At 60.4% G+C, this 22,626-nt stretch carries 20 protein-coding genes, 1 tRNA gene and 1 riboswitch; of the genes, 7 read left to right on the top strand and 14 right to left on the bottom strand.

Annotation, left to right across the window (positions count from 1 at the left end):
• The first annotated feature begins 274 nt into the window (after positions 1-274).
• Positions 275-2,272: a methyl-accepting chemotaxis protein gene (locus AB8B33_RS00830; RefSeq protein WP_439014025.1), complete on the top strand. Its 1,998-nt coding sequence runs from the start codon at positions 275-277 to the stop codon at positions 2,270-2,272.
• Positions 2,273-2,333: 61 nt separating this feature from the next.
• Here AB8B33_RS00830 and AB8B33_RS00825 read toward each other — a convergent pair whose 3' ends face one another.
• Positions 2,334-2,717 carry a VOC family protein gene (locus AB8B33_RS00825; protein ID WP_439014024.1) on the bottom strand — a complete coding sequence of 128 codons (384 nt, stop codon included), beginning with the start codon at positions 2,715-2,717 and terminating at the stop codon, positions 2,334-2,336.
• Between the two features lie 359 nt (positions 2,718-3,076).
• On the opposite strand from AB8B33_RS00825, the gene AB8B33_RS00820 reads away from it, so the two are divergent.
• The gene (locus AB8B33_RS00820; RefSeq protein ID WP_113322929.1) at positions 3,077-3,358 is read left to right on the top strand and encodes a hypothetical protein; all 282 of its coding nucleotides are present in this window, start codon (positions 3,077-3,079) and stop codon (positions 3,356-3,358) included.
• Positions 3,359-3,368: 10 nt separating this feature from the next.
• Here the strand turns inward: AB8B33_RS00820 and AB8B33_RS00815 are convergent.
• Together AB8B33_RS00815 and AB8B33_RS00810 are read right to left on the bottom strand one after the other, a co-directional pair.
• Positions 3,369-3,442, bottom strand: a tRNA-Gly gene (locus tag AB8B33_RS00815).
• Positions 3,443-3,502: 60 nt separating this feature from the next.
• Positions 3,503-4,597 carry a 2'-deoxycytidine 5'-triphosphate deaminase gene (locus AB8B33_RS00810; protein WP_439014023.1) on the bottom strand — a complete coding sequence of 365 codons (1,095 nt, stop codon included), beginning with the start codon at positions 4,595-4,597 and terminating at the stop codon, positions 3,503-3,505.
• Positions 4,598-4,670: 73 nt separating this feature from the next.
• A riboswitch (SAM riboswitch) is annotated at positions 4,671-4,749 on the top strand.
• 46 nt (positions 4,750-4,795) lie between these two features.
• Here AB8B33_RS00810 and AB8B33_RS00805 point away from each other — a divergent pair.
• Both AB8B33_RS00805 and apaG read left to right on the top strand, forming a co-directional pair.
• Complete coding sequence (locus AB8B33_RS00805; RefSeq protein WP_113322927.1) at positions 4,796-5,980, top strand: O-succinylhomoserine sulfhydrylase; 1,185 nt, start codon at positions 4,796-4,798, stop codon at positions 5,978-5,980.
• A 188-nt stretch (positions 5,981-6,168) separates the two neighbouring features.
• Entirely contained in the window at positions 6,169-6,561 is a 393-nt protein-coding gene (apaG, locus tag AB8B33_RS00800; RefSeq protein ID WP_113322926.1) for a Co2+/Mg2+ efflux protein ApaG, read from the top strand.
• Between the two features lie 23 nt (positions 6,562-6,584).
• Here the strand turns inward: apaG and AB8B33_RS00795 are convergent, their stop codons facing one another.
• The 3 genes from AB8B33_RS00795 to AB8B33_RS00785 all read right to left on the bottom strand — a co-directional run bounded on the left by AB8B33_RS00795 (position 6,585) and on the right by AB8B33_RS00785 (position 9,831).
• Entirely contained in the window at positions 6,585-7,577 is a 993-nt protein-coding gene (locus AB8B33_RS00795) for an Hsp33 family molecular chaperone (protein WP_113322925.1), read from the bottom strand.
• A 91-nt stretch (positions 7,578-7,668) separates the two neighbouring features.
• Positions 7,669-8,586: an ornithine carbamoyltransferase gene (argF, locus tag AB8B33_RS00790; protein WP_007821265.1), complete on the bottom strand. Its 918-nt coding sequence runs from the start codon at positions 8,584-8,586 to the stop codon at positions 7,669-7,671.
• Positions 8,587-8,631: 45 nt separating this feature from the next.
• Entirely contained in the window at positions 8,632-9,831 is a 1,200-nt protein-coding gene (locus AB8B33_RS00785; RefSeq protein ID WP_439014022.1) for an aspartate aminotransferase family protein, read from the bottom strand.
• A 424-nt stretch (positions 9,832-10,255) separates the two neighbouring features.
• On the opposite strand from AB8B33_RS00785, the gene AB8B33_RS00780 reads away from it, so the two are divergent.
• Both AB8B33_RS00780 and AB8B33_RS00775 read left to right on the top strand, forming a co-directional pair.
• Positions 10,256-10,786 (top strand): GcrA family cell cycle regulator, encoded by a 531-nt coding sequence (locus AB8B33_RS00780; protein ID WP_439014021.1) that lies wholly within the window; start codon positions 10,256-10,258, stop codon positions 10,784-10,786.
• A gap of 304 nt (positions 10,787-11,090) precedes the next feature.
• Positions 11,091-11,879: a pyrroline-5-carboxylate reductase gene (locus AB8B33_RS00775; RefSeq protein ID WP_439014020.1), complete on the top strand. Its 789-nt coding sequence runs from the start codon at positions 11,091-11,093 to the stop codon at positions 11,877-11,879.
• Positions 11,880-12,075: 196 nt separating this feature from the next.
• Here AB8B33_RS00775 and phoB read toward each other — a convergent pair whose 3' ends face one another.
• The 7 genes from phoB to phoR form a co-directional block, all read right to left on the bottom strand.
• Positions 12,076-12,759 (bottom strand): phosphate regulon transcriptional regulator PhoB, encoded by a 684-nt coding sequence (phoB, locus tag AB8B33_RS00770; protein WP_003570612.1) that lies wholly within the window; start codon positions 12,757-12,759, stop codon positions 12,076-12,078.
• A gap of 131 nt (positions 12,760-12,890) precedes the next feature.
• Positions 12,891-13,604 (bottom strand): phosphate signaling complex protein PhoU, encoded by a 714-nt coding sequence (gene phoU / locus AB8B33_RS00765; RefSeq protein WP_007821274.1) that lies wholly within the window; start codon positions 13,602-13,604, stop codon positions 12,891-12,893.
• A gap of 44 nt (positions 13,605-13,648) precedes the next feature.
• Entirely contained in the window at positions 13,649-14,464 is an 816-nt protein-coding gene (gene pstB / locus AB8B33_RS00760; RefSeq protein WP_037101137.1) for a phosphate ABC transporter ATP-binding protein PstB, read from the bottom strand.
• A gap of 14 nt (positions 14,465-14,478) precedes the next feature.
• Positions 14,479-15,801 (bottom strand): phosphate ABC transporter permease PstA, encoded by a 1,323-nt coding sequence (gene pstA, locus AB8B33_RS00755; RefSeq protein ID WP_113322920.1) that lies wholly within the window; start codon positions 15,799-15,801, stop codon positions 14,479-14,481.
• The gene (gene pstC / locus AB8B33_RS00750; RefSeq protein ID WP_439014019.1) at positions 15,798-17,279 is read right to left on the bottom strand and encodes a phosphate ABC transporter permease subunit PstC; all 1,482 of its coding nucleotides are present in this window, start codon (positions 17,277-17,279) and stop codon (positions 15,798-15,800) included. The genes pstA and pstC overlap by 4 nt, the downstream gene beginning before the upstream one ends.
• Positions 17,280-17,446: 167 nt before the next feature.
• On the bottom strand, positions 17,447-18,481 hold the full coding sequence (locus tag AB8B33_RS00745) for a substrate-binding domain-containing protein (RefSeq protein ID WP_439014018.1): 1,035 nt from the start codon (positions 18,479-18,481) through the stop codon (positions 17,447-17,449).
• A gap of 198 nt (positions 18,482-18,679) precedes the next feature.
• Positions 18,680-19,903 carry a phosphate regulon sensor histidine kinase PhoR gene (gene phoR, locus AB8B33_RS00740; protein WP_439017167.1) on the bottom strand — a complete coding sequence of 408 codons (1,224 nt, stop codon included), beginning with the start codon at positions 19,901-19,903 and terminating at the stop codon, positions 18,680-18,682.
• Between the two features lie 245 nt (positions 19,904-20,148).
• Here phoR and ppk2 point away from each other — a divergent pair, with 245 nt between their 5' ends.
• Positions 20,149-21,030: a polyphosphate kinase 2 gene (ppk2, locus tag AB8B33_RS00735; protein WP_439014017.1), complete on the top strand. Its 882-nt coding sequence runs from the start codon at positions 20,149-20,151 to the stop codon at positions 21,028-21,030.
• 23 nt (positions 21,031-21,053) lie between these two features.
• Here the strand turns inward: ppk2 and AB8B33_RS00730 are convergent, their stop codons facing one another.
• Positions 21,054-22,283 carry a hypothetical protein gene (locus AB8B33_RS00730; RefSeq protein ID WP_439014016.1) on the bottom strand — a complete coding sequence of 410 codons (1,230 nt, stop codon included), beginning with the start codon at positions 22,281-22,283 and terminating at the stop codon, positions 21,054-21,056.
• Positions 22,284-22,626: the final 343 nt, after the last annotated feature.

The following is a 22,626-nucleotide window of genomic DNA, read 5'->3' as shown; positions in this document are numbered from 1 at the left end:
ATTCCGCATAAATTGCATTTTTCGAACACCCAAGCACAAATGACAACTATGCCCCAAAAATTTACGGGCAATCCTGCGAGCCCGTTAGCGCGGAATTAAGCAATATCCGATCTTATTTGTTGCGACGACACCGACCTCACCGGCCGACCGCATGATGCGCATGTCGAACCTCCCAAGGTATCTCCCACACCGCAATACCGAAGAATTGTTCTGCAACAAATGATTTCAAAAGCACCGGGTCCGCAACACACCCGGCCAATCGGGTGACATTTCCATGCTGAAACATCTGAAAATCCGCACAAAAGTCATATCGGTCGTGGCGCTCCTGGGGCTGATCACCATGGCCGGATTGGTCTATGTCATGTCCGAGTTCCGCCAAGCGGACGCGACTTACAGCGCCTTCATCGATCATGAGGCGCTGGCCTCCATGCAGAGTGCGCGCGCCAGCGCATCGATCGTCGCCTCGGTGCTGCAAGTGAGTCTGCTTGCCGATATGAAGCCCGATACGCCGGCATTCCAAACAGCGCTCGCCACACCGAGCAAGCTGCCGCAGGCACGCGACCGCATGAAGCAGGCGCTGACACTTGTGCCCAGCCGCAAGGCGGCGATCGATGAAATCCAGGCCGGTATCGATGAAATCGAAACGCTGGCGAACAAGATCATCGAGCAGAGCAAGGCCAAGGACAGCGCCGGCGCCCTGGCGAATGTCGCCCTGATCAATGCCAAGCTCAACGCACTGACGCCGAAGATGATCGCCAACAATGATGCGATGATGGCGATGCTCAACGACGGCGGCGACGCTCTTTCGGCTGCCGTTAACCAGCGGATCGTCTTCTGTTTCATCCTGATCGGCATTGCGGTTCTCGCCGCTGTCGGCATCAGCGTGGCCGTGGCGCAGATCGGCATCGCCGGCCCCATGATGCAGCTGCGCCTGCGCATGACGCGGCTTGCCGAAGGCGATACCGCGAGCGAGATCAGCGGTCTCGACCGCGGCGACGAGGTCGGCCAGATGGCAAAGGCCGTCTCGATCTTCCGCGACAACGCGATCGAGCGTGCCCAGATCGAGGCGCGCGCGGAAGCCGACCGCAGCCTCAGCGACAACGAGCGCCGTGAACGCGAAGCGCAGAAGGCCGCGGAAGCCGCCGATCTCGAGCGTGCGGTCAATGCGCTCGGAGACGGCCTGCGCCGGCTCTCGGCGGGCGACCTCCTCTCACATATCGAAACGCCTTTCGTCGCGCATCTCGACGCGCTGCGCCAGGATTTCAACAATTCGGTCGAGAAGCTCAACGAGACCCTGCACGCAGTCGGCTCCAACGCCCGTGCCATCAGCGCCGGCGCCAACGAGATCCGGTCGTCTGCCGACGAGCTTTCGAAGCGCACCGAACAGCAGGCCGCTTCCGTCGAAGAAACGGCAGCAGCCCTCGAAGAGATCACCATAACGGTGAAGGACGCGGCAAAGCGTGCCGAAGAGGCAAGCCAACTCGTCGCCCGCACCCGCCTTGGCGCCGAGAAATCCGGCGACGTCGTCCGCAAGGCGGTCGCTGCCATGCATCAGATCGAGCAGTCCTCCGTCGAGATCGGCAATATCATCGGCGTCATCGACGATATCGCCTTCCAGACGAACCTGCTGGCGCTGAACGCCGGTGTCGAGGCAGCGCGTGCCGGCGAAGCCGGCAAGGGTTTTGCGGTCGTCGCACAGGAAGTGCGTGAACTCGCCCAGCGCTCTGCAAACGCCGCCAAGGAAATCAAGGCGCTGATCAACACATCCGGCACGCATGTGCAGACCGGCGTCTCGCTGGTCGGCGAAACCGGCAAGGCGCTCGATGCGATCGTCCACGAGGTGCAGGAGATCAACCAGCACGTCCATGCGATCGCCGAAGCCGCCCGCGAGCAGTCGACCGGCCTGCAGGAGATCAATACAGCCGTCAACACCATGGATCAGGGCACCCAACAGAATGCCGCCATGGTCGAGGAATCCACCGCGGCAAGCCATAGCCTTGCCACGGAAGCGACGGCGCTCAACAACCTGCTCGGCCAGTTCCGCCTGACAGGCACCGGCGGCTTCGTTGCAAGCGCGCCGATCTCGACCGCACCGGCCGCGCCGCGCGCTGGCGCACGGCCGGCTGCCAGAGCTCCGGTCCGCGTTGCCGAAAGCACCGCACGCCCGAAGGCTTCGCCCGCCCGCGCCCTCGGCCAGAAGATAGCCAGCGCTTTCGGCGTGAACAACGCTGCCCCCGCCAGCAGCCAGGAAGCTGACTGGACGGAGTTCTGAGCTGATGACATGATTGAATGAAAATGGGCGGCTTCGGCCGCCCATTTTCGTTTCAGGTCCTTCAGGCTGGTGGACGCCAGCCGACTTCGACAAGAAGGTTGCCGGGCGCGGTGCAATAGAAGAGCCAGCCGCCGCGAATGGCGGCCGGTGGTCCTGAGACAGCGGCATCATCTGTCACCAGACGGCCATGAAGCCGATCGACATCCAATCTTTCGGTGAGGATGAAGCCGATATGATAGGTCTGCCGCTGCAGCTCCACCTGATCGGCACCGCCGAATTTCGGCAGCGGGCGGCTCAAGACGATCTCCGTTCCCTGGTCGTCATGAAGGATCGCCCGGCCGATCCGTTCGTTCATCTCCCGCAATTCCAGACTGAAATAACGCAGGAAGAAATCCGCCGTAGCGGCAATATCGGGCACGTAGAAATCAAGATGGTTCAAACGCATGAATGTCTCCTTTGAGAATAAAATCCCGGAGGAGTGCGTCTTTTAACGCTCCGCATGCCGCCGGGAACCCGCATTCGCATGCGGGCCACGTCGCGGGTTCTCGTGTGAAACACGGAGCAGAGCTTCCGATGATGGAAGGGACCGGGCTTACCTCATCCGATCCTGCCTTTTTCGACAGCATCGCTCTACCAGATAGCGCCACGAGCGGCAATCAGATCAATCGGACGGTTGGCGCGAACGATCACAACCTTTACCCGGGCACTTCTCGAAGGGTTGAAGACGCGCGCACCGTTTGTATCGTGAGCTTTCGGCGATTTGCGGTACAATAGCACCGTGCTGCGGAAAGAAAGGCTTCCAATATGAAACTGATCGCACTTGGCCTGATCGGCGCGCTGGCGCTCGCTGGCTGCACGACTGTCGAATATACCGGTCCCGGCATCGAGCCTATTCCCGGCAGCATCACCTACAACGGCCAGCCGCGCACCAAACTGACAAAGTCGCCGATCGGCTCGACCTTCCCGCACAATTTCATCGACCAGTACGGCCGGCAGGTCGAGGAGACCTATATCATCCGCCCAGACCGCACGTTGGCGATCGCTCACCGCCAGTACCGGCCGATCAACATTTTCGGAAGAGATTGAGAGGAATAGCTGGAGCGGGTGAAGGGAATCGAACCCTCGTATTCAGCTTGGGAAGCTGCTGCTCTACCATTGAGCTACACCCGCCTGATGGCTTGAGACTTCCAACAGATAGCCGCCGCTGTCAAGTGACGGCGCCATCGGGCATCAAATCCGAAAATGCTTAGACAGTTTGAGGCCCTGGGCCTGATAGTTGGAGCCGAGGCCTGAACCGTAGAGGCTCAACGGCTGTTCCTGCATGTGCTCGTAGATCAGGCGGCCGACGATCTGGCCGTCTTCCAGGATGAAGGGCACTTCGTGGCTGCGCACTTCCAGCACCGCGCGGCTGCCGCGCCCGCCGGCCGGCGCATGGCCGAAGCCTGGATCGAAGAAGCCAGCATAGTGGACGCGGAACTCACCGACGAGCGGATCGAAGGGGGTCATTTCCGCCGCATAATGCGGCGGAACGTGCACGGCCTCACGCGAGACGAGGATGTAGAACTCATCCGGATCGAGGATCAGCTCGGTGCGGTCGCGGCTGTAGAGTGGTTCCCAGAAATCGTAGATATCGTGCTGAGCCTTCTTGTCGACGTCGACGACGGCCGTGTGGTGTTTGCCGCGATAGCCGATCAAGCCTTCCTCGTCGCCCGTCAGATCGATCGACAGCGCAATGCCGCCGCCGGATACGTTCGGCTGCTTGGCGGCGACGAGCGTTTCCGTTGCGTGCAACTTCAAAAGCTCCGGCTCGCCCAGAACCGAGTGGCCGACGCGGAAGCGGATCTGTGACAGGCGCGAGCCGCGGCGCACGACGATGGGGAACGTGCGCGGGCTGATTTCGAGATAGAGCGGGCCGGAATAGCCGGCCGGGATCTTGTCGAATTCCTGCGCGTAATCGGTGATGACGCGAGTGAAGATATCGAGGCGGCCGGTCGAGCTCTTCGGATTGGCCGAGGCCGACATGTCGGCCGGCAGATCGAGGCGCTCCATCAGCGGTACGATGTAGACGCAGCCGGTTTCCAGCACCGCGCCTTCGCTGAGGTCAATGACATGCAGGCTCAGCCGGTCGAGCTTGTCTGAGACGAGATGCGATGGGCCGGGCATGAAGCTGGCGCGCACCCGAAAAGCCTTGGCGCCCAGCCGCAGATCCAGGCTGGCAGGCTGGATCTGGTCGCGGTCCAGCTCGCGCTCGCTTTGAAGACGCCCCGTCTCAAACAGCGCGGCAATTGCGCGGTCGGCCAAAATTCCAGTTTCGCGAGCCATCATGCTCCATCCATAATTTGCAGCCGACAAAACCAAAGTCGGGGAATTGACGCAAGCTTAGAACGGCAGTATTGCAAATTTATCCCGTGGTGATTTGGCCGGTCGGCTTGCAGCCACGTTAAATAAGTGGCTAAAAAGACCGGGTTGAAAACCGGTCTGCATTTGCGGCCGGTTTTTTTGTTGTTTGAAAGTGGTGATGGCATGAGCAAGACCTGGCGCCCGGCAACCCAACTCGTCCACGGCGGAACGCTCCGCTCGCAATATGGCGAGACATCCGAGGCAATCTATCTCACGCAGGGTTTCGTCTACGATACGTCGGAAGCGGCGGAAGCGCGCTTCAAGGGCGAGACCGAAGGTTTCATCTATGCGCGCTACGGCAGCCCCACCAATGACATGTTCGAAAAGCGCATGTGCATGCTGGAAGGCGCCGAAGACGCCCGCGCCACCGCTTCCGGCATGGCTGCAGTCACCGCCGCCATTCTCTGCCAGCTGAAGGCCGGCGATCATATCGTTGCCGCCCGTGCCCTCTTCGGCTCCTGCCGCTGGGTCGTCGAGACGCTGGCGCCGAAATACGGCATCGACTGCACGCTGATCGACGGTCGCGACCTCGGAAACTGGGAAAAGGCTGTTACCCCGAAGACCAAGGTATTCTTCCTGGAAAGCCCGACCAACCCGACGCTGGAAGTGATTGACATCGCCGGTGTCGCCAAGCTCGCCAACCAGATCGGCGCAAAGGTCGTCGTCGACAACGTCTTTGCGACGCCCCTCTTCCAGAAGCCGCTGGAGCTTGGCGCTCATATCGTTGTTTATTCCGCGACCAAGCACATCGACGGCCAGGGCCGCTGCCTCGGCGGTGTGGTTCTCTCCGACAAGGAATGGATCGATGAGAACCTGCACGACTACTTCCGCCATACGGGCCCGGCCATGTCACCCTTCAATGCCTGGACGCTTCTGAAGGGCATCGAGACGCTGCCGCTGCGCGTCAAGCAGCAGACCCAGAATGCGGCGAAGATCGCCGATTTCCTGGCCGATCAGGGCAAGGTCGCCAAGGTCATCTATCCCGGCCGCAAAGACCATCCGCAGGCCGATATCATCGCCAAGCAGATGTCCGGTGGGTCGACGCTCGTCTGCTTCGAGCTCAAAGGTGGCAAGGAAGCTGCCTTCGCGCTGCAGAACGCGCTTGAGATCGTCAAGATTTCCAACAATCTCGGCGACTCCAAGAGCCTGATCACGCATCCGGCCACGACCACGCACAAGAACCTGACGGACGAAGCTCGCGCCGAACTCGGCATCTCGCCGGGCACGGTGCGCCTGTCGGCCGGCATCGAGGATACGGACGATCTGATAGAAGATTTCGCCCGCGCTCTGGCGAAGGTTTCGGCCTGACCATCAAGGCACGGCCGTCGGCAGACGCTGCGGCCGTCGCATTGCCTTGAAATTAACACTGAGAGTTAGGCTTAATGAACGAAAGGCGGTCCAACCGGGGGTGGTGAGGCCGCGATCACTGTACCGTTTCTTGACGGCAGAGGCCTCTTATAAGATACGGGTAACATATCCTGACTAAGGTGTAAGGCATGTATCGCGCCCTCACACGAGATATCGAAGTCGTTGTCGAGCCGTTTTATCTGGAGGAGCAATCCGATCCGGATGACGATCGCTATGTCTGGGGTTACCGTGTGGTCATCAGCAACAATTCCGGCATCGCCGTACGTCTCGTCAACCGCTACTGGAACATTACCGACCAGAACGGGCAGATCGACGAGGTCAGCGGCCCCGGCGTCGTCGGCGAGCAGCCGCGGCTGCAGCCAGGTGACACCTATGAATATTCGTCGGGCTGCCCGCTGGATACGCCGTCCGGCCTGATGTTCGGCCACTACCAGATGGAGACGGACGAAGGCGAGACGTTCGATGTCGACATCCCCGCCTTCTCTTTGGATTCACCCGGCCTGCTCAGGGTATTGAACTAGAGCCTGCCCCATTCTCCGCGCACTCACTCCGCCGCCGCAACTTCCTGCACCGGGAAGCGGTAGGTCGTGGAGCAGAATTCGCAGGTGACCGAGATCTCGCCATTTTCCTGGCTCGCCTCGATTTCCTCGGCGCTGAAGCCCTTCAGCACGCCGCCGATCTTTTCCCGTGAACAGCTGCAACGATCGAAGACGGCGCGCGGATCGTAGACGCGCACGCCGCGTTCGTGAAAGAGGCGAAAGAGCAGGCGTTCGGTGCCAACAAGCGGATCGGTCAGTTCATCGGCATCCACGGTTTCAACGAGCGAGCGGGCTTCCGTCCAGGCATCATCCTCAACATGGGCGCGCGCAGCCGTGTCGCCATCACCGCCGTGAAGATCGGGCCGGCGCATACGCTCCGGCGCTTCCGGCAGGAATTGGGCGACGAGGCCCCCTGCCCGCCAGCGGTGACGCGGCTTACCGTTCTCGTCGCGGTCGAAGAGCTCGGCTGCGGCAAGGCGCACGCGCGTCGGGATCTGCTCCGACTGGCGGAAATAGACACCTGCAATGTCTTCCAGCGAGGTACCGTCAAGTGCCACGATGCCCTGATAGGGCTGGCTGAACTTGCCCTGATCAATGGTGAAGGCGAGCACGCCCTTGCCGAGAAGCTGTTCCGGCTCCGTCTCGCCTGCAGCGATCGCCTTATCGAGCAAGGCCTGATCGAAGCGGGCGTAGGCCCGGACATTTTCCGGCGTGGAGAAATCGGCAACCAAGAGATCGACGGGACCGTCGCTCTTGGTCTGGACAGTGAATTTGCCCTCGAACTTCAGCGAGGTGCCGAGCAGCACCGTGAGCACCACCACCTCCGCCAGAAGGCGGGCGACGGGCGTGGGATAATGATGGCGTTCGAGGATTGAATCCAGCATTGGGCCGAGCTGGACGGCGCGACCGCGCACATCCAGCCCTTCCACCTGGAAGGGGACGACATGATCATCGCCGGCGAAATCGAACTCGCCGAGGGCGGCGGCAGCTTCTGCCATGGCTTTCACTCCTGTTTTGTCAGAGCAGCCGGCCAGCGCACCGGCTGCTTGCGCAGCCGCGAGTTTGGAACTCGCGACATCCGATTATGGTTCAGATCGCGCCCAGGCACCAAGCAAGAATCGACTTCTGCGCATGAAGACGGTTTTCCGCTTCATCGAAGACCACGGATTGCGGGCCATCGATCACTTCGTCCGTCACCTCCTCACCGCGGTGAGCGGGGAGGCAGTGCATGAACAATGCGTCTTTGCCGGCCTGCGCCATCAAATGCGCGTTGACCTGATAAGGCTGGAAGACATTGTGACCGCGAGCCCGATGTTCCTGATTCATGGAGACCCAGGTATCGGTCACCACGCAATCGACGCCGGCGACCGCACGGTCAGCATCATGGTAAAGCATGATTTCGGCGCCCTCATTGCGGGCCCAGTTCAGATAGTGATCCTTCGGCTCGGAACCAAGGGGTACTGCCATGTTCATGCGGTAGCCGAAACGGGCAGCTCCTTCCACCAGCGAATGCAGCACGTTGTTGCCGTCACCCGTCCAGGCGATCGTCTTGCCCTTGATCGGGCCGCGATGCTCTTCGAAGGTCATGATATCAGCCATGATCTGGCAGGGATGGGTATCATCCGTCAGCGCATTGATGACCGGCACGGTCGCATGCTCAGCGAGCTCCAGCATACGGTTGTGGTCGGTCGTGCGGATCATGATCGCGTCGACATAGCGCGACAGAACCTTGGCGGTGTCGCCGATCGTTTCGGCGCGGCCGAGCTGCATTTCAGTGCCCGACAAGAACAAGGTCTCGCCGCCGAGCTGGCGCATGCCGACATCGAAGGAGACGCGGGTTCGCGTGGACGGCTTCTCGAAGATCATGGCGAGCATCTTGCCGGCGAGCGGCTTGTCGGCCGTGCCGGCCTTAAAAGCCTGCTTTCGCAGCTTGGCATCGTCCATGATGGTTCTGAGGTCGGATCCGGTGACGGCGGAAAGATCGAGGAAGTGTTTGGGGGAAGCCATTGTTCGTTACCTGCTACGCCCGCCAGCGGGCGGGGCATTGTCCTATCAAGCGGTCTTCTTGACCTTGGCGGCACGGATGTTTTCGGCAGCGCGTTCGAGACGGGAAAGACCCTCGCGCGCCTCCTCGGCGGTTACGACCAGCGGCGGCAGCAGGCGGATGACATTATCGCCTGCCGGGATCGCCAGAAGATGGGCTGCGCGGATTTCCTTCAGCAGCTCTGCCGAGGGAATGGCAGCCTTGACGCCGAGCAACAGCCCTTCGCCCCTGATATCTTCGATCACGTCGGGATAGCGATCCTTGAGCGATGCAAGGCCCTGGCGGAAGACGAGAGTGACATCACGCACATGCTGCAGGAAGCCCTCGGCCAGGATGACATCGAGCACCGCGTTACCGACAGCCATGGCCAGCGGGTTGCCGCCATAGGTGGAACCATGCGTGCCCGCCTTCATGCCGGAAGCGGCCTCTGCCGTCGCAAGGCAGGCGCCGAGCGGAAAGCCGCCGCCGATGCCCTTGGCAACCGCCATGATGTCGGGCGTTATACCCGACCATTCATGAGCGAAGAGCTTGCCGGTACGGCCGACGCCGGTCTGCACCTCGTCGAGGATCAGCAGCAGGCCATGCTCATCGCAGAGCTGGCGGAGCGCTTTCATGAATTCGGACGTTGCTGGGCGGACACCGCCCTCGCCCTGCACCGGCTCGATGAGGATGCCGGCGGTCTTGTCGGTAATAGCGGCACGGACAGCCTCGACATCGCCAAAGGGCACCTGATCGAAACCAGGGGTCTTCGGGCCGAAACCTTCGAGATATTTCTCCTGGCCGCCGGCGGCGATGGTCGCCAGCGTACGGCCGTGGAAGGCGCCATCGAAGGTGATGATGTGGAAGCGCTCCGGATGCCCCTTGGAGAACTGATAGCGGCGCGCAGTCTTGATGGCGCATTCGAGAGCCTCGGCGCCTGAATTGGTGAAGAACACCTTGTCGGCGAAAGTGGCATCCGTCAGACGCTTGGCGAGCTTCTCCTGCCCCGGCACTTCATAAATATTGGAGAGATGCCAGACCTTGTCGGCCTGATCCTTGAGAGCGGCCACAACGTGCGGATTGCCATGCCCCACGGAGGTAACGGCAACGCCCGCGCCGAAATCCAGATATCGCTCGCCCGTTTCGGTGATCAGCCACACGCCCTCGCCTCGCTCGAACCGCAGCGGGGCACGAGAATAGGTATCATAAAGCGGCGAGGCTTCAGCCATGGCGCAATCTCCTGGTCAGGCTCTAAGGCAACGGACTCCGGCTAAGAAAACCAGGCCCGAAAAATCAAAAATGCCGCCTTGCGGCGGCAGGAAGCACTATTTACTTTTCGCACTGCAATGTCAACAAAACTGAGGATTTAGCACATGCGTCAAGCCTCAAATCAGACTTGCAGGTCTATCAACAGCTAATGTTGCAGAAATGACTCTCCGGGGAAGCAAGTTGGGGAAAACCCCGAATTCGGATTCATCGGATTCACGCGACTCTTGTCACAGAGTCAGGCTCACACTAGGTTAAAGTTCAATTACTAGACTGCATGCGGCGGAACTAGTCACCAAAATTGATCAGGCGTTTCTTGCTTCGGAGACTTCCGAGGCAACGGTGAGGGATTCTGCCATCACCAACGCGAAAGGTGGAGACAGGGCAATGAACTGGACAGACGAGCGTGTCGAGAAGCTCAAGAAGCTTTGGTCAGAGGGGCTGAGCGCCAGCCAGATCGCTGCGCAGCTTGGCGGAGTGAGTAGAAACGCTGTTATCGGCAAGGTTCACCGGCTCAGTCTTCCCGGCCGCGCCAAGGCCGGCGGCACGGCAACCGCTGCGCGCGCAACGAAGCGCAATACGTCGGCTCCGCGCGCCCCGAACTATGCGTCTCGCATCACCACCCGCACCGTTACCCGCCAGCAGGGCGCAACGATGCTGAAGGAAGAGATCGAGATCGAAACGGTCGAGGAAATGGAATACGTGCCGGCCAAGAATGTGGTCGTGCCGATTTCACGCCGCCTTGGCCTGACGGAACTGACGGAGCGCACCTGCAAGTGGCCGGTCGGCGATCCGCTGAAGGACGACTTCTACTTCTGCGGCTGCGACTCCCCGGATTCCTCGCCCTATTGCAACTATCACCAGCGCCTCGCCTACCAGCCGGTCAGCGAACGCCGCAAGGCTGTCCGGGTCGCCTGACCCGCGATCTTCCAACAGACGCAACGTACCATCACCCCTCCTCGCCTATGCGCGGAGGGGTGATTTTTTTAGCCGGCACAGGAGGACTGGAAAACCGCTCCTGACCACGACTATCTGCCGGAGGCCGATCTCTGCCGGTCGTTCACCATGCCTGACAATGCGAAGTTACGTGGCCAACACCACCGATGTGTTTCAGCCCCAGGCTGGCATGGAACGGTGGTCATGGCGCTGTAACGCGATTTTCTGATGCAGATGCGGTATTCTCGTGGAGTAGCACGGCGCAAACAGTCGGTCAGGGGTGCCAATGGAGATCGATCCAAAGCGGATGACAATGGGGTTCGTCGGGACGGGCACGATTACCGAGGCCGTCGTCACCGGATTGGGCAAGACAGCGTTTCGCGACACACCGATCGTGCTGTCACCGCGCAGCGCAAGCGTCGCCGCCCGCCTTGCGGCGGCAAACCGGAATGTGTCGATCGCTTTGGGGAACCAGGATGTTCTCGACCGATCCGATCTCGTATTTGTGGCGGTGAGGCCGCAAATTGCCGAGGAGGTCATCCGCTCGCTCCGATTTCGGCCGGGCCACCATGTCATCAGCTTCGTCGCGGCCACGCCAATGGATCAACTGCTGGCGTGGATCGATCAGCCAGTTCGCCTGAGCCTGGCAATTCCACTTCCGTTCATCGCAGATCTTCAGGGCGCGACTGCGATCTACCCGCCCGACGAGGTTTCCCACGCCCTCTTTTCGGCGCTCGGAACGGCGATCCAGGTTGAAAACAGACCTGAGTTCGAACTTCTCGCGGTGGCGAGCTGCCTGATGGCCACCTATTTCGGCATCCTGGACGCGACGTCGACCTGGCTGCAGAGCCAAGGGCTTTCGAGAACGGCTGGCGACGCCTACCTCCGTCAATTGTTTTCCGGCCTCGCCCATGCTGCCCGTTCGAAACCTGTCGCGAGTTTTGATGAACTCATCGGCGAGCATTCGACCAAGGGCGGATTGAATGAACAGGTGCTCGAAGACTTTCGCGATTTCGGTGGCGCTGTGGCTCTGCAAAAGGCTCTTGATCGAGTTCTTGCACGCATTCGTCTGTAGAAAGCAAACCCTCTTGAAGTTCGCTTTCGGCGCCTAGTGTCGGCTTCCAGAAGAAGCTGTGCTTCGCCGAGACAGGTCGCTTCAAGCTCGACGGACAGGGCGGGCCTACCCATCGCTGTTTCTTCAGAAGGACACCAGATAAGCAAACGGGCCGCCCGGCAAGCGAGCGACCCGTCTGGACCTCCGATCACTCGGATCAGGCTTCCATGGAATATCCCGCGCCGCGGACGGTGCGGATGACATCCTGCATGTTGGAGAAGTTCAGCGCCTTACGCAGGCGCCCGACATGGACGTCGACGGTACGTTCGTCCACGTAGATATCGTGGCCCCAGACGCCATCCAGAAGCTGCGAGCGGGAGAAGACCCTGCCCGGCGACGACATCAGGAATTCGAGCAGGCGGAATTCGGTCGGGCCGAGGCGCACTTCGCGGCTCTTGCGATGAACGCGATGGGTTTCGCGATCGAGCTCGATATCACCACACTTCAGAACGGTGGAGAGAACCTCCGGACGGGCGCGTCGCAGCATCGCCTTGACGCGGGCAACGAGTTCCGGCGTGGAGAAGGGCTTGACGACATAGTCGTCCGCGCCGGTCGAGAGACCGCGAACGCGTTCGCTCTCTTCGCCGCGTGCCGTCAGCATGATGATCGGCAGGCGCTCGGTCTCCGGCCGCATGCGCAGCCGGCGGCAGAGTTCGATGCCGGAAACGCCCGGCAGCATCCAGTCAAGGATGAGCAGGTCCGGCGTGCGCTCCTGAAGCCGGATTTCGGCCTCGTCGCCACGGAGGATCGTATCCACCTCGAAACCTTCAGCCTCGAGGTTGTAGCGGAGAAGCACACTCAGCGCCTCTTCATCTTCAACAACTGCAACTCTTGGGATCATGCGTGTCAGTCTCCTAATGCATGATCCTTAAACCGGGGGTGATTTAAGCAACGGACCATGCAGAAACTTGGAATTGGCTGCGACCTTTGCGCGCCCCAGCGCAGGGCGCGCACGCAATTGGCAGGTCCGGATTACTCCGTCACCGCACCGACGGTATTGGAGCTGTCGTCCTTCGGACGCTCACCCTCCGGCTGGGCGCCGGTTGCCATGTAATAGATCGTCTCAGCGATGTTGGTCGCATGGTCGCCGATGCGCTCGATGTTCTTGGCGCAGAAGAGAAGATGCGTGCAGCTCGTGATGTTGCGCGGATCTTCCATCATGTAGGTGAGGAGTTCGCGGAACAGCGAGGTGTACATCGCGTCGATCTCGTCGTCGCGCTCGCGGATGGACTTGGCCTTGTCCGCAGAACGCGTCGTATAGACGTCGAGCACTTCCTTGAGCTGGACGAGCGCCAGTTCGGAGAGATGCTCGAGACCGCGGGCGAGCTTGCGCGGAACGCCGGTGCTCTGGACGGCGATGACGCGCTTTGCGGTGTTCTTGCCGAGGTCGCCGACACGCTCGAGGTCGGCGGCGATGCGGATCGAACCCATGATCTCGCGAAGGTCGGAGGCCATCGGCTGGCGACGGGCGATCGTGACGATCGCCTTGTCGTTGATTTCGCGTTCCGCGTGATCAAGGATCACGTCGTCGGAAATGACCTTCTGGGCGAGCGCAGTGTCGCCGTTGACCAGCGCACGGACGGCCTCGCCGACCATCTGTTCGGCAAGACCACCCATCTCGGAAATGCGCCGGGACAGGAATTTCAGATCGTCATCGTAAGCGGAAAAAATATGTGTCGATGCCATGGGGCTTTGTCCTCGAAAATCGGGAAGGCTTCACATCGCCAAAATCAGCCGAACCGGCCCATGATATAGTCCTGGGTGCGCGGATCGTCGGGATTGGTGAACATCTTGTCGGTGTCGTTTTCCTCGACCAGGTTGCCGAGGTGGAACATGGCCGTACGCTGTGATACGCGCGCGGCCTGCTGCATGGAATGCGTCACGATGACGATGGTGTAGTTTTCACGCAGCTCATGGATCAGCTCTTCGACCTTGGCAGTCGCGATCGGGTCGAGCGCCGAGCAGGGCTCGTCCATCAGGATGACTTCCGGGCTGACGGCAACGGCGCGTGCGATGCACAGACGCTGCTGCTGACCGCCGGAAAGGCCGGTGCCGGATTCATGCACGCGATCCTTGACCTCATTCCAGAGGCCGGCGCGCTGCAGGCTCGTCTCGACGATCTGGTCCAGGTCGGCCTTGGATTTGGCGAGGCCGTGGATGCGCGGTCCGTAGGAGACGTTTTCATAGATTGTTTTCGGGAACGGATTCGGCTTCTGGAACACCATGCCGACACGGGCGCGGAGTTCGACGACGTCGATGTCAGGATCGTAGATATCGTCGCTGTCGAGCGTGATCTTGCCGGTGACGCGGCAGCCATCGATCGTGTCGTTCATGCGGTTCAGCGACCGCAGGAAGGTGGACTTGCCGCAGCCCGACGGGCCGATCAGGGCGGTCACGGTGTTTTCGCGGACGTTCAGATTGACATCGAAAAGCGCGCGCTTCTCGCCGTAATAAACGGAGACATCCTGTCCGATCATCTTATACGGGACGTTGCTCATTTTCTGGTCCAGCGCCTTCTCAACTGCAGCTTCCGTCAACATGTTCATGATCTCTACTCCGTTTACCAGCGGCGCTCAAAGCGACGACGCAAGAGGATAGCTCCCATGTTCATGACGATCAGGAACAGGAGCAGGACGATAATGGCACCCGAGGTTCTTTCCACGAATGCGCGCTCGGCTTCGTTGGCCCACATGTAGACCTGAACCGGAAGCGCCGTGGAGGGATCGAGTGGACTGCTCGGCGCCTGGGCGACGAAGGCGACCATGCCGATCAGCAGCAGCGGCGCAGTTTCGCCGAGTGCGTGGGCAAGGCCGATGATCGTGCCGGTCAGGATGCCGGGCATTGCAAGCGGCAGCACGTGGTGAAACACCATCTGCATCTTCGAGGCGCCGAGGCCGAGGGCAGCCGCGCGGATCGACGGCGGCACGGCACGGAGCGCTGCACGCGTGGCGATGATGATCGTCGGCAGCGTCATCAGCGTCAGCACCAGGCCGCCGACCAGCGGTGCCGAACGCGGCAGGCCGGCGAAGTTGATGAAGACCGACAGGCCGAGCAGACCGTAGACGATCGACGGGACGGCGGCGAGGTTGTTGATATTGACCTCGATCAGGTCCGTCAGCTTGTTCTTCGGCGCGAATTCCTCAAGGTAAATCGAGGCAGCGACGCCGATCGGCAGCGAAAGCACGAGAACGATCAGCATCAGGTAGAGCGAGCCGATGAGGGCGACGCCGAGACCTGCGGCTTCCGGACGGCTGGAATTGCCGTTGACGAAGAGGCCGGTGTTGAACGTCTTGTGGAGAGCACCGCTCGCCTTCAGCTCATTCATCCAGGCAACCTGCTTGTCGTTGACCTTACGGTTCTTCTCATCGACCGAAAGATTGATCTGGCCCTTGTTGGCGCTGTCGATATTGGCATCTGCAAGCACTGTAATATTGACGGTCTTGCCAATGATCGACGGGTCGGCAACGACCATGTCGCGCAGCTGAATGGGCGCCCCCTTGGACAGCATGGCGGATGCATCGCGCACGTCAGGACGGCTTGCGGCATTGATGCCGAGCTGCTTGACGATCGCGTCGCGTAGCAGAACCGGATAGTTGGCAGCGACCAGCACCGAAGGGTCGGTTGCACGCTTGTTGTCCGGGTCGATCGTCTTCTCGGAGAATTCGATCGGCAGGGTGATCGACGTCTGTAGGAAGGCCGTATAGCCGTTGCTGATGACCGTCCAAAGCAGAATGAAGAGGAAGACGAGGCCGAATGCTATGGCTGCGATGCCATAGGCCTGGAACCGGCGCTCGGCAGCGTAGCGACGCTTGATGCCGATATCGCGACGCGCGGGCGCCTTAGAAACGGTAACGCCGGCGACGGGGGAAACAATATTCGTCATTCGTACTGCTCCCGATATTTGCGCACGATATAGAGCGCGTAGATGTTGAGGCAAAGCGTGATGCAGAACAGCGTGATGCCAAGTGCGAAGGCAACCAGCGTCTGCGGCGAGGTGAACTCAAGGTCGCCGGTCAGCTGGTTGACGATCTTGACGGTCACTGTCGTCATCGGCTCGAAGGGATTGATCTGGATACGGGCGGCGACACCGGCGGCCAGAACCACGATCATGGTTTCACCGATGGCACGCGAAGCGGTCATCAGCAGCGCGCCGACGATACCGGGAAGGGCTGCGGGCAAGACCACCTTTTTGATGGTTTCGGAGCGTGTGGCGCCGAGACCGAGCGAGCCGTCACGCAGTGCCCGCGGAACTGCGGTGATGATATCGTCCGACAGCGAGGAAACGTAAGGGATCAGCATGATGCCCATGACGATGCCTGCGGTGATGACGCTCTGTGCCTGGATGAAGTTCGTATAGCTGCCGCTCAAAAGACCGCTGATCTGCGCCGAGAAATCACGCAGGAACGGCCCGACGGTGACGAGTGCAAAGAAGCCATAGACGATCGTCGGAATGCCGGCGAGCACTTCGAGAAGCGGCTTGGCGATCGAGCGCACTCTCGAAGAAGCATACTCGGCCATGTAGATGGCGGCAAAGAGGCCGACCGGCACGGCGACCAGCATGGCGACCAGGCCGATATAGAGCGTGCCGAGCAGGAGTGGGATGAGCCCGAACTGGCCGAAGGAGGAGCTGCCCGCACCGGCAAAACGCGGATCCCAGACCGTTCCGAAGAAGAAGTCGACGAAGGGAACGACGGCGAAGAAGCGGCTCGCTTCTGTCAGCATCGAGAGCACGATGCCGATCGTCGTCAGAATGGCGATGGAGGATGCAACGAGCAGCGCCCAGAGCATAACGCGCTCGACACGGTTGCGGGCACGGAAGCGCGGAGCAACGGAGCGCAGCGCATAGAAAGCACCTGCGACAGATATGAGCAGCACGATCGCCGTCATGATGACGCGGCTCGTCATGCTCTCCGAGTTCAGGGTCTTTGCGGCAGCGATCATGTAGGGCTGCGGCTCGCCGGCGAGCGGTACGCCCTTCTCGCTGAGCTTTGCCTGCAGACCCGCAGGATTGCTCGACAAGGAGGAAACCTCATCCGAGGTCAGCAGGTTCATGCCGCGGGCAACCGTGGCGACCATGCTGTAGGCGAGGTCCTGCTGGACGACCGGTTGCGCCTTCACGTCGTCAGGAAAGGCGCCGCGAACGGAGGAAGAGATGATGCCCGGGCTGATAGCCAGCCAGGCAAACAGAACGATCAGGGAAGGCAGAACAGCCCAGATCGCGGCATAGGAGCCATAATAGGCCGGCCGCGAATGCAGGGCAGAAGACCTGCCTCCGGAAAGCGCCATCGCGCGGCTGCGCGCAGCCACATAGGCAACGGCGCCGATCACTACCAGGCACAAGAGTATGATGGATGTGCTCATTCGTTACGTCCCCAGGCCCACAGCCCCCAAAGAGCCAGGCAGCTCCAGGAGCGTGCCATCGGCTTCAATATCATGGAGAAGAAGTTCATCCGCCCGGCACCCCAATGGAGCCGGGCGGATAAGGTGATGCCGGCGCGACGCCCCCGAGCGTCGCGCCGGCAAAGTCATTACATGGTCTTGCCGGCCTCTACGGCCTTACGGATCGCTTCGCGCTCTGCATCCGGAGCAGCAACGAGACCGTATTCGACGAGCGGGCTGTCAGGGCCGATCATCTGGTCGGATACGAAGAAGTTGACATATTCCTTCAGGCCCGGAACGGCGCCCAGATGTGCCTTCTTGACATAGAAGAACAGCGGACGGGAAACCGGGTAGGTGCCGTTGGAAATCGTTTCCGTCGACGGAACGATGCCGCTCATGGTCGCAACCTTGAGCTTGTCAGCGTTGTTTTCGTAGAAGGAGAGACCGAATACGCCAACGCCGGTCTTGTTGGCAGCGATGCGTGCCAGCGTTTCCGGATAGTCGCCGTCGATGTCGACAGCAGCACCGTCCTTGCGAACTGCGACGCAAGCCTTGCCCTGGGCAGCCTTGTCGGCGATTTCCTTGGCGATGACTTCCTGAGCGCCGGAAGCCTTGCAGCCGGCGGCGAGAACGTTCTGTTCGAAGACTTCGCGCGTGCCGTGCTTTTCGCCCGGGATATAGGCAGCGATATCAACAGCCGGAAGCTTCGGGTTGACTTCAGACCACTTCTTGTAGGGGTTGGCGACGAGCTTGCCGTCAACGACAACCTGGGCAGCGAGGGCCTTGTAGATGTCGGCCGGAACGTAGGCAACGTCCGGGTTGGAAGAGTCGGTTGCGAAGACGATGCCGTCATAACCGATCTTGACTTCCTGGATGTCCGTTACGCCGGCAGCCTTGCAGGCTTCCGCTTCATTCTTGTTGATCGGACGCGAGGCGTTGGCAACGTCGATCGTGTCTTCACCGACGCCCTTGCAGAATTCCTTCAGACCAGCGCCCGTGCCGCCGGATTCGACGACCGGCGTCTTGAAGTTGGTGAAGGTTTCGCCGAAGGACTCGGCGACGATCTTTGCGTAAGGCAGGACGGTGGACGAACCAGCAACCTGAATCTGGTCGCGAGCAACTGCAACGCCAGCGAAAGCGGCGGTTGCAGCAAGCGCGGCAACAGTAAGTTTAAAGGTGTTCATTTGAATCTCCCGGCATTTGGGCTTGTGTGAGTGCGGCCTCAAAGAGGCCCTCGCATTGCCTTTTTTCATCGGCAGGACTCTCTTAGCGCCTTAAGCACCGTCCTTTTATGTCAAATCGATGAAACATTTATGACAAGATAAATTCTTGATTTTAAATGTAAAAATATTGCGTTGAAAAATTGCATGCGACATATTGCGTCAGAAGCGCACGGTAAACTCCGTTCCCTTGCCCACCTCTGATTTAACGATCAGCCGTGCACGATGGCGCGTCAGAATATGCTTGACGATGGCAAGCCCGAGCCCCGTGCCCTTCTTGGAACGGCTGTCTTCGATGCTGACGCGATAGAAGCGCTCCGTCAAGCGCGGCACATGTTCGGCCGGAATGCCTGGCCCCCTGTCGACGACGCTGACCTCCACCGGCTGGCCCGATCCATTCTTCAGCCAGACATCGACGACTTCACCTTCCTGGCCATATTTGCAGGCATTTTCCATCAGGTTCTCGAAGACCTGAACGAGCTCGTCACGGTCTCCCAGCACTTCGACCTTGCCGTCGGGCAGGTGCAGGTTGATCGAGACGCCGACATCCTTCGCAAGCGGCACGAGCGAATCCCTGACGTGGCCGAGAAGCGGCACGAGATCCACTTTCTCATCGGGGGCGATATGCGACTTGAGCTCAAGCCTCGACAGAGACAGAAGATCGTCGACGAGCCTGCTCATACGCGTCGTCTGGTCGAACATGATGCCGAGGAAACGTGCCTGCGCCTTCGGATCGTTCTTAGCCGGACCCTGGATCGTCTCGATGAAGCCGCGCAGCGAGGCAAGCGGCGTGCGCAGCTCATGGCTGGCATTGGCGACAAAATCCGAGCGCATGCGATCGATGCGGCGTATTTCGGAAATATCCCGGAAGGAGAGGATGTAATAGCGCTCGTTGCGGCCATCATCATCCTTGAATTCGACAGGAGCGCTGCGAACGATATAGACGCGCTCTGAAGGCAGCCGCTCGGAATGTTCGATCTGGTTCGGGGCGTTGGTGGCGATGGTTTCGCGCACCATGTCCAAGACGCCGGGAGAACGCAGCCTTGCCGATATATGGGAGCCGAGCGTCACCTCGCCGAAAGCCTTTTCGGCCGCGCGGTTCTGAAACAGCACCGAGGCATCTTCCGAGAGCACCATGACCGGGATATCGAGGCCGGCCAGCGTGGCGGAGACTTCCGGCAGGCGGCTCGGAGGCACTTCAGGCTCGGGTTCGACCGGCTCGTCTACATCGTGTCTGATGACCGGCGCCTCGTTGAAGAGCGAGGTGAAGATCATCACAAGCAGCAGGGCGAGCACGATCCATTTGTTCATGCCAGCGGCAAGCGCGACAAGCGCGCTCAGCAGCGTCGCCAGCAGAACCGGGCGCTCGCGCCGGATGCGCGCCAACAGGCTTTTTGTCCACGGCGTTTCGTCTTCCAAGCTGCCCCTCGCGGCGTCGATTCGTTTTTCTTTATATTCAAACTCTGCCTGATAGCCGCGTTTCATGACAGAAGTTTTCCATTTGAGAAACTTGCGCGAAAAGCCGCAGCGCGCGTCACCGAATTGCGCTTTGCTTACGCAGAGGATTTGATTTTCAATGATAAATATGTTCGCCTGCTGAAAAATGAAATCATCAAGCGCAGGAGGAGACGATGGCCGAAGACGTCGAAAGCAGGGTTGTGGAGCTGGAGATCCGGGGCAAGAGACGCGTCTTCGATATCGATGATCCCGTGCTGCCCGACTGGGCAGATGAGCATGCGCTGGAATCCGGCGACTACCCATACAAGAAGAAGCTGAAGGACGACGAATATCTCGACGAGCTCAGGAAGCTGCAGGCCGAGCTCGTGAAGGTGCAGTTCTGGCTGCAGGCGACGGGCAAGCGGGTGATGGCGCTCTTCGAAGGACGCGACGCGGCCGGCAAGGGCGGCGCGATCCAGGCATCCTCGGCTCACATGAACCCGCGCCTTGCCCGCGTGGTGGCGCTCGCCAAGCCTACGGAGCGGGAACAAGGTCAATGGTATTTCCAGCGCTATATCGCACAGTTTCCGACATCGGGCGAATTCGTGCTCTTCGACCGTTCCTGGTACAATCGCGCCGGCGTGGAGCCGGTCATGGGCTTCTGCACGCCGAAACAATACGAGGACTTTCTCAATCAGGCGCCGCAGGTGGAAAAGGTCATCGCCCACGAAGGCATATTCTTCTTCAAGTTCTATCTGGATATCGGCCGGGAAATGCAGATCAAGCGGTTCCATGACCGGCGGCACGATCCGCTCGCTGTCTGGAAGCTCTCCTCGATGGATATAGCCGCATTGACCAAATGGGACGACTACAGCGAGAAGCGCGACCGCATGCTGAAGGAAACCCACACGGAGTTTGCGCCCTGGACCGTGATCCACGCCAATGACAAACACCGGACGAGGCTCAACCTCATTCGCCACATGCTGAAAACCATCGACTATGACGGCAAGGACAAGGACGCGATCGGTGCGCTTGATGATAAGATCATCGGCGCGGGTCCCGGCTTCCTGAAATAAACCTCCCAAGCAAACCGGGCCACTTACTGGCCCGGCAGGATCCGCACGGCAAAGAGATTGATGCCACGGGCCTTGCCGTCGACATCGCTGTTGATCATCAGCCGGCCCGGGGAATTCGGCGCCAGGGAGCGGTCGAAGCGCACCTGCAGCAGCGCGTCCGACTTTTCGCGCGTGACGTTGAAACGATGGCGGGCGCAATTGCCGAGCGACTGGAAATCGCACTCGACGGTGATCTGTGTAGGCTCGTCCGTGGTGGACTGCAGGGTCAGCGCGATGGTCGAGGACTTGCCGGCAAGCTGCTGCAGGACATCGGCCGGAATGGTGATGGAAACATTGCCATCCGTATTGCCGCTCTGGGAGGTCAGGCGGACGGCCGGGCCTTCGGTTTCAGTGACACTTTCCTTACGGGCACGCGGGCCGCTCTCGATCTTGTCGGCATCCGAGGGCTTGAAGACCTCGATCCAGTCTGCCGAGAAGCTGTTTTGCGGGTCGATCGCCGCAGGTTGGTCGCCATCCGAGGGGGCGCTGTTGCCGGCACTCTCCTCGCCATCGAAATCTTCCGGCTGCGTGCTGGCGGGCGGATTGGCGACGCTTGTGTCACGCTCAGCCGCCGTCTTCAGCAGGCCAGAACTATAAGCCCACCAGGCACCCGTCCCGATGAAGGCGAGCAGCACGCACCAGACAAGCAGGCGCGAGAAGAACTTGCGCGGCCTGCGGCGAACAGCGGCCCGTTCGGGGCGGAAATCCATGCCGCCACGCCTGTCCGGCGTCGCGCGCGTCTCTCCACGCATCTCTCCATCTGACGCGGCCCCCAGCTGATCGGCGCTGCTGGCGTGGACATCATCCAGGCTTGCATCGTCCGCGCGCCGGGAAGTGGCGTTGTAGCCGCGCGTTTCACCTGTAACGGCCAGGCTGTCGTCCTCGCCCTCGCGATAGGCGGGCTCTTCCGCACGATAGGCGGGCTCTTCCACGTGATGGGCGGGCTCAGGGATCTCCACAACAGGCGGAACCGGAACTTCCGGAGGCCCCTGCCGCGGGTGAAGGCGCGCGCGCTCTTCACTCTCGATGGTGTGGATCGTGGTTTCGAGGCGGTGGCGGTGATGGGCCACCACTTCGGCATCGGTGATATCCTGCTTGCGCAGGCCGGCTTCCAGCGCCTGACGCGCGGACTGATAGATGCGTGCACGAACTTCCGCACTGTCGCGGTCGGAATTATCCAGCGCAGTTCTGATAGCCGTTTCTAGTCCGCTCACATCGGGCCCTTCACGTTTCGTGCCGGCATCAACCCCAAAAGATTGAATGCCTGTCAAAATTCGGTAGCGGCAAGTGCGGCAAACCGCAAGCCTTGCAGCCCTTCCGGAGCGCATCGGCGGGGGATAAGCAGCGCCGGACGTTCCGAATTCTCCATTAGATATAGTGAAAATGGACAGGATTAGGGAAAAGGCAGCAAGAAGAAGACCACACTCTTTTCCTTGGTCGCTCTTTTCCTTGGTCGCTCTTTTCCTCGGGCACTCTTTTCCTCAGGCGCTCTTTTCCTCAGGCGATGGCTCTGCTAATCAATTGACGTTTTCGTAAACGTCAAAAAGCGGTGAAAGC

Source organism: Rhizobium sp. 768_B6_N1_8, from assembly GCF_051811225.1.
Lineage (GTDB): Bacteria > Pseudomonadota > Alphaproteobacteria > Rhizobiales > Rhizobiaceae > Rhizobium.
Note: the sequence above shows the minus strand (reverse complement) of the source record. Positions and strands in the feature narration are given on the sequence as shown.

What these genes read in the sequence shown, in the direction of transcription:
- pstA (WP_113322920.1), bottom strand. Translation starts at nt 15,801, where the DNA reads ATGACGAATATTGTTTCCCCCGTCGCCGGCGTTACCGTTTCTAAGGCG.
- phoU (WP_007821274.1), bottom strand. Translation starts at nt 13,604, where the DNA reads ATGGCATCGACACATATTTTTTCCGCTTACGATGACGATCTGAAATTC.
- AB8B33_RS00795 (WP_113322925.1), bottom strand. Translation starts at nt 7,577, where the DNA reads ATGGCAGAAGCTGCCGCCGCCCTCGGCGAGTTCGATTTCGCCGGCGAT.
- argF (WP_007821265.1), bottom strand. Translation starts at nt 8,586, where the DNA reads ATGGCTTCCCCCAAACACTTCCTCGATCTTTCCGCCGTCACCGGATCC.
- AB8B33_RS00805 (WP_113322927.1), top strand. Translation starts at nt 4,796, where the DNA reads ATGAGCAAGACCTGGCGCCCGGCAACCCAACTCGTCCACGGCGGAACG.
- pstB (WP_037101137.1), bottom strand. Translation starts at nt 14,464, where the DNA reads ATGAACATGTTGACGGAAGCTGCAGTTGAGAAGGCGCTGGACCAGAAA.
- AB8B33_RS00775 (WP_439014020.1), top strand. Translation starts at nt 11,091, where the DNA reads ATGGAGATCGATCCAAAGCGGATGACAATGGGGTTCGTCGGGACGGGC.
- AB8B33_RS00830 (WP_439014025.1), top strand. Translation starts at nt 275, where the DNA reads ATGCTGAAACATCTGAAAATCCGCACAAAAGTCATATCGGTCGTGGCG.
- AB8B33_RS00825 (WP_439014024.1), bottom strand. Translation starts at nt 2,717, where the DNA reads ATGCGTTTGAACCATCTTGATTTCTACGTGCCCGATATTGCCGCTACG.
- AB8B33_RS00810 (WP_439014023.1), bottom strand. Translation starts at nt 4,597, where the DNA reads ATGATGGCTCGCGAAACTGGAATTTTGGCCGACCGCGCAATTGCCGCG.
- AB8B33_RS00820 (WP_113322929.1), top strand. Translation starts at nt 3,077, where the DNA reads ATGAAACTGATCGCACTTGGCCTGATCGGCGCGCTGGCGCTCGCTGGC.
- apaG (WP_113322926.1), top strand. Translation starts at nt 6,169, where the DNA reads ATGTATCGCGCCCTCACACGAGATATCGAAGTCGTTGTCGAGCCGTTT.
- pstC (WP_439014019.1), bottom strand. Translation starts at nt 17,279, where the DNA reads ATGAGCACATCCATCATACTCTTGTGCCTGGTAGTGATCGGCGCCGTT.
- ppk2 (WP_439014017.1), top strand. Translation starts at nt 20,149, where the DNA reads ATGGCCGAAGACGTCGAAAGCAGGGTTGTGGAGCTGGAGATCCGGGGC.
- phoB (WP_003570612.1), bottom strand. Translation starts at nt 12,759, where the DNA reads ATGATCCCAAGAGTTGCAGTTGTTGAAGATGAAGAGGCGCTGAGTGTG.
- AB8B33_RS00745 (WP_439014018.1), bottom strand. Translation starts at nt 18,481, where the DNA reads ATGAACACCTTTAAACTTACTGTTGCCGCGCTTGCTGCAACCGCCGCT.
- AB8B33_RS00780 (WP_439014021.1), top strand. Translation starts at nt 10,256, where the DNA reads ATGAACTGGACAGACGAGCGTGTCGAGAAGCTCAAGAAGCTTTGGTCA.
- AB8B33_RS00785 (WP_439014022.1), bottom strand. Translation starts at nt 9,831, where the DNA reads ATGGCTGAAGCCTCGCCGCTTTATGATACCTATTCTCGTGCCCCGCTG.